13 protein-coding genes are annotated in these 14494 nt (G+C 57.7%); 8 read left to right on the forward strand and 5 right to left on the reverse strand.

The annotated features are described in order from the left end of the window. The first annotated feature begins 74 nt into the window (after window positions 1-74). The 3 genes from ASB58_RS15080 (at window position 75) to ASB58_RS19945 (ending at window position 5097) form a co-directional block, all read left to right on the forward strand. Window positions 75-2738: a DUF4118 domain-containing protein gene (locus tag ASB58_RS15080; RefSeq protein ID WP_118131448.1), complete on the forward strand. Its 2664-nt coding sequence runs from the start codon at window positions 75-77 to the stop codon at window positions 2736-2738. 56 nt (window positions 2739-2794) lie between these two features. Further along, window positions 2795-3439 (forward strand): response regulator, encoded by a 645-nt coding sequence (locus tag ASB58_RS15085; RefSeq protein WP_200818476.1) that lies wholly within the window; start codon window positions 2795-2797, stop codon window positions 3437-3439. Window positions 3440-4158: 719 nt separating this feature from the next. After that, a complete protein-coding gene (locus ASB58_RS19945) occupies window positions 4159-5097 on the forward strand; it encodes a GAF domain-containing protein (protein ID WP_147336845.1) in 939 nt (312 codons plus the stop codon). Between the two features lie 311 nt (window positions 5098-5408). Here the strand turns inward: ASB58_RS19945 and ASB58_RS15105 are convergent, their stop codons facing one another. Continuing rightward, on the reverse strand, window positions 5409-6233 hold the full coding sequence (locus tag ASB58_RS15105) for an HNH endonuclease (protein WP_235827314.1): 825 nt from the start codon (window positions 6231-6233) through the stop codon (window positions 5409-5411). 266 nt (window positions 6234-6499) lie between these two features. After that, entirely contained in the window at window positions 6500-7279 is a 780-nt protein-coding gene (locus ASB58_RS15110) for a DUF4062 domain-containing protein (protein ID WP_202974643.1), read from the reverse strand. A 521-nt stretch (window positions 7280-7800) separates the two neighbouring features. On the opposite strand from ASB58_RS15110, the gene ASB58_RS15115 reads away from it, so the two are divergent. Genes ASB58_RS15115 through arsJ form a run of 5 tightly spaced genes read left to right on the forward strand, consistent with a single transcriptional unit; the run spans window position 7801 to window position 12205 of the window. Then, window positions 7801-8172 (forward strand): metalloregulator ArsR/SmtB family transcription factor, encoded by a 372-nt coding sequence (locus ASB58_RS15115; RefSeq protein ID WP_118131451.1) that lies wholly within the window; start codon window positions 7801-7803, stop codon window positions 8170-8172. A gap of 21 nt (window positions 8173-8193) precedes the next feature. Continuing rightward, complete coding sequence (arsH, locus tag ASB58_RS15120) at window positions 8194-8910, forward strand: arsenical resistance protein ArsH (RefSeq protein ID WP_118131452.1); 717 nt, start codon at window positions 8194-8196, stop codon at window positions 8908-8910. A 9-nt stretch (window positions 8911-8919) separates the two neighbouring features. Beyond that, on the forward strand, window positions 8920-9942 hold the full coding sequence (gene arsB, locus ASB58_RS15125; protein WP_118131453.1) for an ACR3 family arsenite efflux transporter: 1023 nt from the start codon (window positions 8920-8922) through the stop codon (window positions 9940-9942). Between the two features lie 22 nt (window positions 9943-9964). Further along, window positions 9965-10969 (forward strand): ArsJ-associated glyceraldehyde-3-phosphate dehydrogenase, encoded by a 1005-nt coding sequence (locus ASB58_RS15130; protein ID WP_118131454.1) that lies wholly within the window; start codon window positions 9965-9967, stop codon window positions 10967-10969. Between the two features lie 12 nt (window positions 10970-10981). Continuing rightward, on the forward strand, window positions 10982-12205 hold the full coding sequence (arsJ, locus tag ASB58_RS15135) for an organoarsenical effux MFS transporter ArsJ (RefSeq protein WP_118131455.1): 1224 nt from the start codon (window positions 10982-10984) through the stop codon (window positions 12203-12205). 1 nt (window position 12206) lies between these two features. Here the strand turns inward: arsJ and ASB58_RS15140 are convergent, their stop codons facing one another. The 3 genes from ASB58_RS15140 to ASB58_RS15150 form a co-directional block, all read right to left on the reverse strand. After that, window positions 12207-12614 (reverse strand): PaaI family thioesterase, encoded by a 408-nt coding sequence (locus ASB58_RS15140; RefSeq protein ID WP_118131456.1) that lies wholly within the window; start codon window positions 12612-12614, stop codon window positions 12207-12209. 26 nt (window positions 12615-12640) lie between these two features. Continuing rightward, window positions 12641-13456 (reverse strand): hydroxyethylthiazole kinase, encoded by an 816-nt coding sequence (gene thiM / locus ASB58_RS15145; protein WP_118131457.1) that lies wholly within the window; start codon window positions 13454-13456, stop codon window positions 12641-12643. 65 nt (window positions 13457-13521) lie between these two features. Then, window positions 13522-14409 (reverse strand): LysR family transcriptional regulator, encoded by an 888-nt coding sequence (locus ASB58_RS15150; protein ID WP_118131458.1) that lies wholly within the window; start codon window positions 14407-14409, stop codon window positions 13522-13524. Between the last annotated feature and the right edge of the window lie 85 nt (window positions 14410-14494).

Below are 14494 nucleotides of genomic sequence, written 5' to 3' on the forward strand. Positions count from 1 at the left end.
CATGCAGATACTCGGAGCATTTACTGCCGTAACAAGGGGCCCGGTAACGACCATGACACGCAGGGGAACTCAGCATGGATGAGCGGTCTGGTCATGCTGACGCGCTGTTGCAGCGCATCAAGGACAAGGAGAGCGGCCGGCTCACGGTCTTTCTCGGTGCGGCACCGGGTGTCGGCAAGACCTACGCCATGCTCAGCGCGGCCCGCGAGCGGCAGCAGGAGGGCGTGAATGTGCTCGTGGGCCTGGTGGAAACCCATGGGCGCAGCGCCACCGAGTCCATGCTGGACAACATGGACGTGCTGCCGCGTACGGCAATCGACTACCACACCACCACCCTGACGGAATTCGACCTGGACGCGGCGCTGGCGCGGCATCCGCAACTGATATTGGTGGATGAGCTGGCGCATACCAATGTGCCCGGCAGTCGACATAAACGCCGGTATCAGGATATTGCCGAACTGCTCAGTGCCGGGATCGATGTCTACACCACCGTCAACATTCAGCACCTGGCCAGTCTCAACGATCTGGTGCTGCAGATCACCAACGTTCGGGTGCGCGAAACCGTACCGGATCAGTTTGTGGATGATGCTTACGAGATCATCTTTATCGATTTGCCCCCGGCGACCCTGATCGAGCGTTTGCAGCAAGGCAAGATTTACCTCCCGGAGTATGCCCGCTCAGCATTGGATTCCTTCTTTTCCCCGGCCAACCTCACGGCCTTGCGGGAGCTGGCCATGCGCGAAGTGATGGAGCGCGTGGATGCGAAGTTGACCACCGAGTTGCAGGCCGGTGCCAACGGACGTGCTTTCGCCATTCAGGAAAAGCTCCTGGTACTCGTGAGCCAGAACACCGATCACGAGTATCTGATCCGCATTGCCCGTCACATTGCGGACCGGCGCAAAACGCCCTGGACCGTGGTGTGGGTCGATACAGGGCGCGTAGCCAGCCGCCAGTCGTCGCTGCGCCTGCAATCGGCCTTTTCACTGGCCCGCGACCTGGGCGCCGAGACGGAGACGCTGCGCGGTCCCAGCACCTACCAGACCATAGTGCCGTTTATCCGGGAGCATCGGATCAACACTGTTCTGGTGGGGGCCGGCAAGCGAGGCCGGTTGCGCTTCTGGCGTAAACGGCTCTATCAGCAGCTGGTCGAGTCCGGCCTGCCCTTGGAAGTCTCGGTCATTCGCCCACCGGACGCCGCCTCCCGTCAACCCGCACAGGCACTGCCCACCGGCACTGCGCCTTTGGGCTCCTGGCGCGCTCACGGCTTTGCCGCGTTGGCGGTGATAGTCGCCACCGCGGTGGCGATTCCTCTGGAGCTAGTGGCCAATACCACGCTGGTGCTGGTGTATGTGCTGGCAGTGATTGCCGCCGCGCTGCGGCATGGCTGGCGACCTGCGATCACTGCGTCGCTTATGGCGTTTCTGAGCTTCAACTTCTTTTTCACGGACCCGCGCTACACCTTCCATGTCACCCGTCAGGATGACGTTGCCACGCTGTTTTTCTTGCTGGTCATCGCCTTTGCTTGCGGCCCCGCGGCCTCCCGGATTCGTCGGCAATTTATCTTGCTGCGCGACGCCAACCGCTACTCCGAAGCCATGCGGTTGCTGGGGCAGGCGCTCTCCATCGCCGAAGACCCCAAGGCTATCTGGCGAGGCATGCAAAAGGTCATTGCAGAATCCTTGCCGGTGGAATGCGTCATCGTGCCTACGCAGGGTGAAGCCTGGCCACGACCGACACGCCCCTTCACGCCCGTCGATCAGGCAGCCATTGACTGGACCACGCGCAATCAGCAAATCTCCGGCCGCTTCAGTGACACATTGAATGCGTCCGAGTGGACGTTATTCCCGGTCAGCAAGGACGATCAGTGCATCGCCTGTGCTGCCCTCAAGTTTCCCGACTCAGCCACGATTCTCGCGCCTGGCGACAAGACCCTGATCACGGCCATTGTGAACCAGGGCGCCGACACCTGGCGACGGACACAACTGGTCCGCGAGCTGGAGGCAGCACGCGTCAAAACCGAGGTGGAACAACTGCGCTCAGCGCTGCTGTCGTCGGTTTCCCACGATCTCAAATCACCGTTAGCGGCGATGATGGGCGCGGCCGAGAGTCTGCAGTTGCTGGATCAGCAACTCGAGCCCCAGGATCGGAAGGAGCTGGAGGACACCATCTTGCAGGAGAGTCGTCGCCTGGACAGCTATATCCAGAATCTGCTGGATATGACGCGGCTGGGGTACGGCACACTGAAGATCGAGCGCGACTGGGTGTCGATCGCCGATATCGTCGGCAGCGCATTGTCACGCCTCAAACGCTACTACCCCGGCGTACAAACCGAGACGCACTTTCCGGACACAGCGCCCGTCTTGTATGTGCATGCGGCATTGATTGAACAAGCCCTGTTTAACATTCTGGAGAATGCCGCGCGCTTTACACCCGCCAATGAAAAAATTGAGGTTGCCATTAAAACCAGCGACAAGCGCTGTACCATCGCCATCGAAGACCGTGGCCCCGGTATCCCGCAAGCGCTGCGAGAAAAGATCTTTGATATGTTCTTTGTCGTTGCCGACGGCGACAAGAAAAAACAGAACACGGGGATGGGGTTGGCGATCTGTCGAGGCATGATCGGTGCCCATGGTGGCAGCGTGCAGGCGACGGAAGGAACCAAACACCAAGGTACCCGCTTTGTCGTGGAGCTGCCGTTAGATGTGCCGCTCAAGGCCTCCCCAAGCGACCAGGAATAACCTAGACCGTGAGTATCAAGATTGTCATTGTGGACGATGAAGCCTCGATCAGGCGCATGTTACGCATCGCCCTGAAAAGCGAAGGCTACGATGTGACCGAAGCGGAAGACGGAGAGTCCGGATTGGTCGCGATTGCCCGTCAGCAGCCGGACCTTGTGGTGCTGGACTTGGGGCTGCCAGGTATGGATGGCCACGCCGTGCTGAAAGAACTGCGCACCTGGTCGAAAGCCCCGGTTATCGTACTGTCGGTACGCAGTGGCGACCGGGAAAAAGTTCAGGCCCTGGACGCAGGGGCACAGGATTACGTCACCAAACCCTTCAGTGTTGAAGAGCTCCTCGCGCGTATTCGCGCCAACGTGCGCGACCACATCAAGCCAGATTCCCCCGTGGTACTGGACGACGGCCATCTCCATATCAACCTTGGTAAACGCTGGGTGACGCTGGCCGGCGAAAAAATCGATCTCACCCCCAAAGAATATGCGGTACTGGCCATGCTGGCCCGGTCGCCCAACTGCGTGATCACCCAAACCCAACTGCTGCAGGAGATCTGGGGGCCACAGCACAAGGAAGATAGTCACTACCTGCGCATCGTGGTCAGCCATTTGCGCCAGAAACTGGGTGATGATCCGGCCGAGCCCTTCTACATACGTACCGAAGCCGGTGTGGGATATCGCATGATGATCCAAGAGAGCGCCCCCTGAACTGCCCGGCATTATCCGCAACCGCCAGGATAAGCGTCGCGCAGTTGGGCTGGCGCTTATCGGTTCTCTTGATCGAGAGGTAGCCCCGCACCCATGACTCGACGACGCGGAGTCAATCGCCCATGCCGATCCACTCGGCAAACTTGGGCCACGGCATCACTGCGGTGCGCCAATGAGGTTTTCCGGTCCTACGCCTTCCATATCCATACGCTTTGTTCCACTATGTTTGGCAATGACGAAAATCTCATTTCGGGTAATTATTACTCCGGAGTGATTGTTGCCCAGGCTCGACTTTCGAGCAATAGCTACTCGGGAATAAATTTCTATATGAATGGCTCTGCTAATAGAGCACGCGTATTGCTGAAGCTTTTAGGGCCAAAGAAAGCAAGTGCGCGAGGCGGGGACTACGAACGCTGGCGGAACGTAAGCAAAGGCGCAGTGCGGGTAAGCGCTGACGAAATAGACGTACTTGTGAGCGTGTATCCGCAGTACGCACTTTGGCTGGTCACAGGAAACACCGCACCAGAGATCGGGCAGACAAGCCCCGATTACGACGAAGCTAACTCAAAGTTGCCAACACACCACGCGGGATAGCGATCACTAAAGAAGCTGTAAGGCGCTGGTACGCCCGGGTAGAAGAAGAAATTGAGAGCTGCTAGAGATACAGATAACTTTGGCAAATGATAGCGAGCGCAAAATGAATATCCAAAGAGATAGATATGAAATCCGAATCCGTAAATAATGAGCATAATAAAAAAATTGAAAAGAACCTCGCATCTTGGTTTATCTATCTATGCTCAACCTGGATAACCATAGGAACTCCAATCGCGGCAGGGCTTTTCATTAACGATATTTATCAACGCACAGACATAAGCTCGCTCAGGCTATCATTTTATATTTGCTGCGGAATTGTGCACTTACTACTTTCATTCTTTCTATTCTACTCCACCACTAGAAAATCAGTATCAAGCCATTTCGATAAAGTTGTTGCAGAAAACGAAGAATACGAGAACGAGCTTTTACCAAACGCAAGAAAAGCGGCAAATGTATTTAGAAGACAAACACAGGTCATCTATTCAATGCTGCTTGAACTAGAGAAAACAATAGACCTCATAACCGCATGGCCCGTCGACTATCCAGAAGAAAAAAAGAAGGCCGAATTTAATAATGCAATCGAGAGCATGCTGTACCCTCTAACCCTCAACCGTGCTGAGCTTTTTGGCTACGAGGGGCATGACCTTTATAACTTTTGCTTCTACATCTATAACGAAGAGAGTAAAAAATTGGAAATCTATTGGCGTAACCACGACGATAGAATGAGCACGTCAAACAGAAACTGGGCTCCAGGACATGGCCACGTGGGGCTAACATATATACAGGACGAGCTGAAGATATGCCAAGACATTACGAAAAGCTCAGAACTCTCTTCGAGCTCAAGCAATAACAACGACCACAAGAACTATCGATCCTTTTTATCAATCCCTGTGAGGGATCCGCAAATATCTGCAGTTAGCGGAAATCCGTTGGGAGTGCTAGTATTTACTAGCAACAGGGCAGGACAGTTCTCAGAAAACAGAGATGCGATTTTTGGAACTTCAATTGCCAAAATATTGTCCATACTTGTAGATGAACTTGAGAAGTCGGAGAAAGTGAAATGAAAAACCACACCTTCGCTAACAGTGTGAAAAAAAACAGTACTGTAAAGACTTCAGAACAGCCTTCTACTCGAGAAAATTACAGCTCTATACCCATGAGCTACGAATCTGCTATAACTGACAGCCTAGAGCACTCCAAAAAATATTACATAGAATGGTTTGAAGAGGAGATGCTTAAGGGTGATGACTATTTCATAGAGGTGGTATATAAAAACAAGTGCGACGCAAAGGGGTAAAACCCAAAACACCGACAGGACACATATATTTGGTATAGCAGGAATCTACGAACATCTAAAATGATGAGCTTCGTCAAATTACATATTTAACGAGAAATTCAAACTATTTTTAATATCTAAATAGCAGAGACCTTCCTTCCTCATTAATATATGGACCGCCTTGTGACAATTAGGACAGAGCAACACGAAGTCATCAAAACACACTTTATGCGGCTCTGAGTAGGTGGAAATTGGAATTTTGTGGTGAACCTCTATGTACTCAACACCGTACCTGTCCGCGAAACATACTGCGCAAATATCACACAGCCAATCAGCTGATCTACTCTTTATTTCTTTAACAACAGTTCGATTACGCTCAGCCATAAGATGAGACACATAACTCTTACCACCTTCTTGGTAGCCTGATTCATCCTCTGCGGAAAGCGATAAGTCGACGTTGTCGCAGCCCCGCTCTAGAACGACATATTGAGCATGTAGCGCTGCAACCGAAAACTCGCCCTCATAGACCCAGCGATCATTGCGGTCAGAGAATAGAAAAATCGGGTACCCGAATTGAGGCTGATTAATAAGGACGCGATTAGCTTTTTCAGACTCATTTACGACTCCGTTTCGGGCTTTTAAAGAGTAGTTATAAGCCCTCTTTTCAGCGTCAACCCAGCCATCGTGGACATAAGCACCAGGGCGAGCTTTAACGATAACTCCGCGGCAAGAGGGAAAGCCACCTATCCAGTTAATTCCCTGCTGCGGCGTGTTGAATATGACCCCCTCTGGGCCGGACCAGAGATCGCTTCCTTCAACCTTCGATAGCTGAACAAGCCGATAAAGAACAGACTTTTTCACCTCATCGCCTACTGCAAGTCGAAAAACGTCAAGAGGAAGTCCTGCATCCATATACTTGGTCAATTATAGGACCCTCATCCTCAAGACATCCCTAACAGCAGCAAGACGCTGATCTTTTGTTGAGGGCACTACACCGAAATCATAATACGTACAAAGCCTACCGGGCATATCTTCTGGGTCATACGTGTAAGCGCCGCTGTGGAACATAAGATAAACAACATCGTCATGGTAACTATCAAAATGAAAAAGATCCGTCGCCAGTAAATAATCAATCAAACTCAGCCCTGCTGGGTCAACATCACAGAGGGCTTCAATTGCTCCTGGCTTTTCTAGAAAATCAACATCCGCCCAAGGCTCCAACTCAACATCAACTCCGAGTATATCTTGGAAAACCGCTTAAGATACGAAAAAACCTCGATCTCTTCTATGTTTTTGTCTACAGAAGAGTCCCCGGGAATAACCGAACGATACAAGCTTTTTACGAGAGCCTCTAGCTTTCCACTAGACGCCTCCAGCCCAGAAAGAAGAGCATTAGTATTTTCAAAACTAATCTTAGCATCGCGATTACGCAAAAAATCAAAGAACATTCCTGCCCATTGTTTTCTGAGGTGAGTTTCAAGATCAGCAAAACCCGAAAAACCTTCAAATGCGTTATTAACGGGAGACTGTCGAACATGATCTATAAATCTAAAAATATTCACCGCATCGGATTGCTTACTTATAGACTGATATCGAATCTCAGAAACAAATGACTGATCGATATTTTCTCGATACAAATGGTGATTTTCCAAGACAGATTTACGAATGTACGTAAAAACAGGAATATTTGCATTCCTAGCCGCTTCGTATTCAGCGTTTGTTATAGACTTATTCTTATCCCCTACGTATGCCCCACCAAAGCGACCACCAATGATTAGAATCAGCATGTCGCAGTTGGTTACTTCTTGGATACACGCGTTGTGCGTGTGGAGCTCAGGGTGATAGAACACATCACCATACTCACTCATAACGGGCTCGAAACCGAAAGAACGAATAAATTTCGCGAGCTGCTCACGGATCTCAGACAGGTCAAAGCAGGTCGAACTAACAAATATTTTTGGGACAGCCATTCTCTACCTCCATGTACGTAAAGGACTAGTGTACGTCCAAGACGCGGGGGGTGAGAACCACCAAGCACGACCAACAGAGAGTGGTCATGGTGTCGAAAAAGTGTCGCAGACATAGCGGGACATTGCGATGCAGTGCAGAGGAAGGAAGACAATAGCCTTCTGATTTCAAAGGCAAAGCGGAAAATAGAGCAGCAATGCAGCAGCAGTGCAACGGGTTCAAATCCCCCAAATCAAAATATAAAAAAGGACGCCACAAGGCGTCCTTTTTTCGCCCACGAACGTCCCCACCACATAACCTGCTGCCCCGGCGACCTGTGCCGAAGCCCCTGCTGCCCCGCCTCTAGCCTGAATCGTCCGCCCCGCCAGGCAAACCTCAACATTACATATACATTTCCGTATATTTTACGCACAACCCTTCCCTCCCCAGCTGATAAAGCCATAATCCGATTGCCACACGCCCCTTTCACGCACTATATTCGTTAAACCATATATATCTACAAGCACAGCCAGCCTATACCACCATGCTCGAACACCTAACCCCACCCACCGTCTTCAAGTGCCTGGCCGATGAGACCCGCACGCGTCTGATGCTGCTGATTGCCGCCGAGGGTGAGCTATGCGTTTGCGAGCTGACGTCGGCGCTGGAGTTGAGCCAGCCGAAGATTTCCCGCCACCTGGCGCAATTGCGCACTTGCGGGTTGCTGGCGGATCGGCGGCAGGGGCAGTGGGTGTATTACCGTTTGCACCCTCACCTGCCCGACTGGGTTATCCAACTGCTGCGCACCACGCTGGACAGTAATCGCCACTGGCTTAGCCCGGATCATCAGCGGCTGGAGCAGATGGGCGATCGTCCTGAGCGGGCGGCGCGCTGCTGCCCGCCGGCCACCTCATGAATTGCTGCAATCGGAGTCACCATGTCTCACCCTGACCTGCCTAATCTGGATATCGAGCTGGCGCCCCGCCCGGATCTGGAGCACCTGCGCAGCCCGCTGCGCGCCGCGCATGCGCCGCGCATTCTGCTGCTGCACGGCTCTGCCCGTGAGCGTTCCTACAGCCGGCTGCTGGTCGAAGAAGCCGCCCGGCTGCTCACCTACTTTGGCGCCGAGACCCGCATCTTTGATCCATCTGGCCTGCCGCTACCTGACGATGCGCCGGATACCCACCCCAAGGTGGTCGAACTGCGCGAGCTGATGCAGTGGTCCGAGGGCCAGGTATGGTGCTCGCCCGAGCGCCACGGTGCGATGACGGCGGTGTTCAAGGCGCAGATCGACTGGGTGCCGCTGAGCATCGGCGCGGTGCGTCCAACCCAGGGCAAGACGCTGGCGGTCATGCAGGTGTGTGGCGGGTCGCAGTCGTTCAATGTGGTGAACCAGCTGCGTGCGCTTGGCCGCTGGATGCGCATGTTCACCATCCCCAATCAGTCGTCGGTGCCCAAGGCCTTTCTGGAGTTTGACGAGGCCGGGCGCATGCGCCCCTCGCCCTGCTATGAGCGGGTGGTGGATGTCATGGAAGAACTGGTGAAATTCACTTTGTTGCTGCGCGAGCACAGCGACTATCTGGTGGACCGCTATTCCGAGCGGCGCGAGTCCGCCGAGCAGCTGTCAGCGCGCGTCAATCAGCAGGGCATTTGAGGAGCCAGCATGGGATTGTTTGAGCGCTGGTTGAGTGTCTGGGTGGCGCTGGCCATCGCGGCTGGCGTCGCGCTCGGCTCGCTGTTTCCGCCCCTGTTTGCCGGTGTCGCAGCGCTGGAGTTTGCCCACGTCAACCTGCTGGTGGCGGTGCTGATCTGGGTGATGATTTACCCGATGATGGTGCAGATCGACTTTGCCGCCGTGCGCGATGTCGGCAAACGTCCGCGCGGGCTGGTGCTGACGTTGACCATCAACTGGCTGATCAAGCCCTTCACCATGGCGCTGCTCGGCTGGCTGTTCTTTCGTCTGCTGTTTGCCGACTGGGTGGACCCGCAAAGCGCGGGCGAGTACATCGCCGGCATGATCCTGCTGGGCGTGGCGCCCTGTACCGCGATGGTGTTTGTCTGGAGCCAGCTGACCCGCGGCGACCCCAACTACACGCTGGTGCAGGTGTCGGTGAACGATCTGATCATGGTGTTTGCCTTTGCGCCGCTGGTCAGCCTGCTGCTGGGCGTCAGCGATATTCAGGTGCCCTGGGCGACGCTGCTGCTGTCGGTCCTGCTCTACGTGGTGCTGCCGCTGGGCGCTGGCGTACTGACCCGTCAATGGCTGCAGCGTCGGGCGCCCGAGCAGCTGCCGCAGTTGCTGCAGCGCCTCAAACCCTGGTCGATACTGGGGCTGCTGGGCACCGTGACGCTGCTGTTCGGTCTGCAGGCCGATACCCTGCTGAGCCAGCCGCTGACCATTGTGCTGATTGCCATTCCGCTGCTGGTGCAGACCTACGGCATCTTTGCGCTCGCTTATCTGGCCGCCTGGAAGCTGCGCCTGCCACACCCGATTGCAGCGCCGGCCTGCATGATCAGCACCTCCAATTTCTTTGAGCTGGCGGTCGCGGTCGCCATCTCGCTGTTCGGGCTACACTCCGGTGCGGCCCTGGCCACGGTGGTCGGCGTGCTGGTCGAGGTACCGGTCATGCTCTCGCTGGTGGCCTTTGCCAACCGCACCCGTCATTGGTTCCCAGGCACAGAGTGACCTCACAAGGCAGGAGTCCGCTATGAGTATCAAGGTAGGTATCAACGGTTTTGGTCGCATTGGTCGGCTGGCGCTGCGCGCGGCCTGGGACTGGCCGGAGCTGGAGTTTGTGCGCATCAATGACCCGGCGGGCGACGCGGCAACCCACGCCCACTTGCTCAACTTCGATTCGGTGCATGGCCGCTGGCAGAACGAAGCGAGCAGTAACGGCGAGCACTTGATCATCGGCGGCAAGGCCATTGCGGTGACAGCCAATCGCGCGCTGACCGATACCGACTGGAGCGACTGTGATCTGGTCATCGAGGCCAGCGGCAAGATGAAGACCCTCGCCAGCCTGCAGCCGTACCTGGATCAGGGCGTCAAACGGGTGGTGGCCTGCGCGCCGATCAAGGAGCCGGGGGCGCTGAATGTGGTGATGGGCGTCAACCACGACCGCTTCGACCCGCAGCAGCACCGCATTGTCACCGCCGCCTCCTGCACCACCAACTGCCTGGCGCCGGTGGTCAAGGTGATTCAGGAGGCGCTGGGCATTCGCCACGGCTCGATCACCACCATCCACGACCTGACCAACACCCAGAGTATTCTCGACCAGCCGCACAAGGACCTGCGCCGTGCCCGCGCCAGCGGCATGAGCCTGATCCCCACCACCACCGGCTCGGCCACCGCGATTGCCGAGATCTTCCCCGAGCTGCGCGGTCGCCTGAACGGCCATGCGGTGCGGGTGCCGCTGGCCAATGCCTCGCTCACCGACTGCGTCTTTGAGGTTGAACGGCCTACCAGCGTGGACGAGGTCAACGCCCTGCTCAAGCAGGCGGCCGACGGCCCGCTGCGCGGCATTCTCGGTTATGAGGAGCGCCCGCTGGTGTCCATTGATTACCGCACCGACCCGCGCTCCTCGATCATCGATGCGCTGTCGACCATGGTGATCAACCAGACCCAGGTCAAGCTCTACGCCTGGTATGACAACGAGTGGGGTTACGCCAACCGCGCCGTGGAGTTGGCGCGGCTGGTCGGCCAGTACGCCTGAGGAGTTCGTGAGATGCGCACCCTGTCCAGCCTGCCCGCTGCCGTGCGCCAGTATCTGGTGGTCACCGCCAACTACTGGGCCTTTACCCTGACCGACGGCGCGCTGCGCATGCTGGTGGTGCTGCATTTTCACAGTCTGGGCTACACGCCGCTGGAGATTGCCGCGCTCTTTCTGTTCTACGAAATATTCGGCGTGGTCACCAACCTGGTCGGCGGCTGGCTGGGCGCGCGCATCGGCCTGAACCGCACCATGAATCTGGGCTTGGCGCTGCAAGTGGTGGCGCTGCTGATGCTGACACTACCGGCCAGCGTCCTCAGCGTACCCTGTGTGATGGCGGCGCAGGCGCTGTCCGGCATCGCCAAGGACCTGAACAAGATGAGCGCCAAGAGCGCCATCAAGCTGCTGGTGCCTGAGCAACAGCAAGGCACGCTGTACAAGTGGGTGGCCATTCTCACCGGCTCCAAAAATGCCCTGAAGGGCGTCGGCTTCTTCCTCGGTGGTGCGCTGCTGGTGCTGCTCGGCTTTACCCGCGCGGTGCTGGCGATGGCCATGGCGCTGGCGGTGGTGTGGCTGATCAGTCTGCGCCTGCTGAAGCAGGACTTGGGGCGCGCCAGCGGCAAGCCCAAATTCCGGGAGCTGCTGTCCAAGAGCCGCGCCATCAACCTGCTCTCCGCAGCGCGGCTGTTTCTGTTCGGTGCCCGTGATGTGTGGTTTGTGATCGCCCTGCCGGTGTACCTGAGCAGTGCGCTAGGCTGGGACTTCTGGCTGGTCGGTGGCTTTATGGCCAGTTGGGTGATCGGCTACGGGCTGGTTCAGTCGATAGCGCCACGGCTAACCGGCCGGCAGCAAGTGCCGGGCGGGCGCAGCGCTGCCGGCTGGGCATTGCTGCTGGCCCTGCTGCCCGCTGCGATTGCCGTGGGCATGCACCTCACGCCACAGAACGCCAGCGCAGTGCTGATTGGCGGCCTGCTGCTGTTTGGTGTGGTGTTCGCCATCAACTCATCGCTGCACAGCTATCTGATTGTCAGCTACGCCAAAGGCGACGGGGTGTCGCTGGATGTCGGTTTCTACTATATGTCCAACGCCATGGGGCGGCTGATCGGCACCCTGCTGTCCGGCTGGGTTTACCAGCAATACGGCCTAGGCGCCTGCCTGTGGATCTCCAGTGCCTTTGTGCTGCTGGCCGCGTTGATTTCGCTGGGGTTGCCGCGTCAGGTGTCGTCGAGCGCAGGGTGAGTCAACGCACCGGCGGAATCGCATACGTGCCGGTGGCGTGGGCGACCGGTTCGGGCTCGCCGTCGGAATACAGCGAGACCTCGCCAATCACCATGGTCTTGCCCACTTTCAGCAGGCGGCATTCGGCGATGACGTCGCGGTCGGCACGCGGTTTACGCATAAAGTTGATGTTCAGGTTGGTGGTCACCGCCAGCGCCACCAGCCCCAAGGTGCCCAGCAACGCCACGTACAGGGCAGCGTCCGCGACTTCCATCAGCACCGGACCCGACACCGTGCCGCCCGGGCGCAGGTGCGCGCCAGTGATGGGCTTGCGGATCACCGCCATGCGCTCGCCCAGCGATTCGATATCAAAGCGGGAGTGCGGAAACTCCGCATCGAAAAACCGCTGCAACTCGTCCTTGGAAACCATGGCTACTCCGTCATCAGACTGCGGTATCAGAGCTGTTCGCTGACCGGGCAGCGCTGCAGATCACTCGGTTGCAACAGGTGCAACGCATCAAGAAAGGCTGGCAGGAAGCTGCCCGGGCCTTGGGCATGCTGCTCGGCCTTAAGACCGGCAGCCGCAAACACCTGGGCGGCGGCCACGGCGGCAGCTAGCGTCTGCCCCGGCGCAACGCCAATAAAACCGGCGAGCAGGGCACTGAGCGCGCAGCCCATGGCAGTCACCTGCGGCATCAGCGCACTGCCGCCCTCGATGCGCAGGCTGCGCTGGCCATCGGTCGCCAGGTCAACCTCACCGGTCACCAGCACCACGCAACCCTGCGCGCGCGCCAGCTGACGCGCAGCCTCGCCAGCGCTCTCTACGCTGTCGCCGCTATCCATGCCCCGGCCCTGCCCACTGGCACCGGCCAGCGCGATGATCTCCGAGGCATTGCCGCGAATGGCCGTTGGCCGCCGGGCCAAAAGCGCGGTCACCAGCTGGCGGCGAAACCCGGTTGCCGCGTGCGCCACCGGATCAAGCACCCAGGGCACCCCGGCCGCCTGAGCGCCGGCGATGGCCGCGTACATGCCTTCAGCCCACTGCGGCGAGGGCGTGCCCATATTGATACTCAAGGCTGATGCCAGAGCCGCAAACTCACCGGACTCCTCGGCGCAGTGCACCATCGCCGGCGACGCGCCGGCGGCCAGCAACACGTTGGCGGTCATGTTCATCGCCACGTAATTGGTAATGCACTGCACCAGCGGGGTCTGCTCACGCAGGCGTTGATACAAGGTCCAGCTGTCGTTCAGCTGCGTATTCTGCAGGCTCATGCCTTCTCTCCGGCCCTGACTGTCAGGCTGCACTGTACCACCGGCTCGTCCGGCAATCCGCCGACTCACGCGGCCGAGTTGCGCAGGTACTCGGCAAAGGCATACGCCACCACCGGCAACTGCCGATTCTGCAGGCAAGCCAGCACCAGATTGGCCGACGGAAAGCCACGGTCGGCAATCTCCCGACTGACCAGCTCGCCACCCACGCTGGGCACGCCAATCTGTATCTGAAAACTCAGCGCCTGCTCGTAGCGCAGGTAACCCAGCAGAAACTCGAAGCTGTTGCTCTCGATCAGCGCCCGCAGCTTGATCGAGCGCCGGGCCAGATAGGTATCCAGCAGCTGACGACCGGCAGTATCCCGGCCGGGCAGCACCACCGGATAGTCCAGGCACTGGCGCAGGCTGACCCGCCCCGGCTCCGCCGCCAGCGGATGACTGCGGTGCATTACCACGCACAGCGGTTGGGCGACATCGTGCAAGCGCTCGATGTCCGCCTCCGGCGTCAGATGAAAGATGAACGCCAGGTCAGACTCAAAGGTGCGCAGCGCATCCAGCGCTCGATGGTGATCGCCCACCTGCACCTGAAACTCCACCAGCGGATGCTGCTGCCGAAAGCCGGCGATACGTTCCGGCAGGTAGCTACCCGCGGCGGCCTGACTGACGACGATCCGCACCCGGCCGCGGCGCAGCCCCTGCAGGTCCTCGATCTCGGAGCGCACCTGCTCCAGATGCGCAGCCCGGCTGCGGATGTAATGCACAAACAGCTCGCCGGCCGCCGTCAGCCGCATGCCCCTCGGCAGACGCTCGAACAGTGGTGTACCCAGTTCGTCTTCCAGGTCCTGAATACGGCGATTCACCGCCGACGGCGCGACGTGCAGACGCTCGGCAGCCTGGCGGATCGAGCCCACTCTGGCCACCTCATCCAGATAGTGCAGAAAGCGCAGATGATTCATGTCAGCTCCTGTCATGCGGACCAGCACGGCCCCGTCGAGCACCGCAGCGGTGCAGAAACCTGCCCGCGGGCGGTGCAAAGGCCGC

This window comes from Pseudomonas abyssi (genome assembly GCF_003444685.1).
Taxonomy (GTDB): Bacteria; Pseudomonadota; Gammaproteobacteria; order Pseudomonadales; family Pseudomonadaceae; genus Halopseudomonas; species Halopseudomonas abyssi.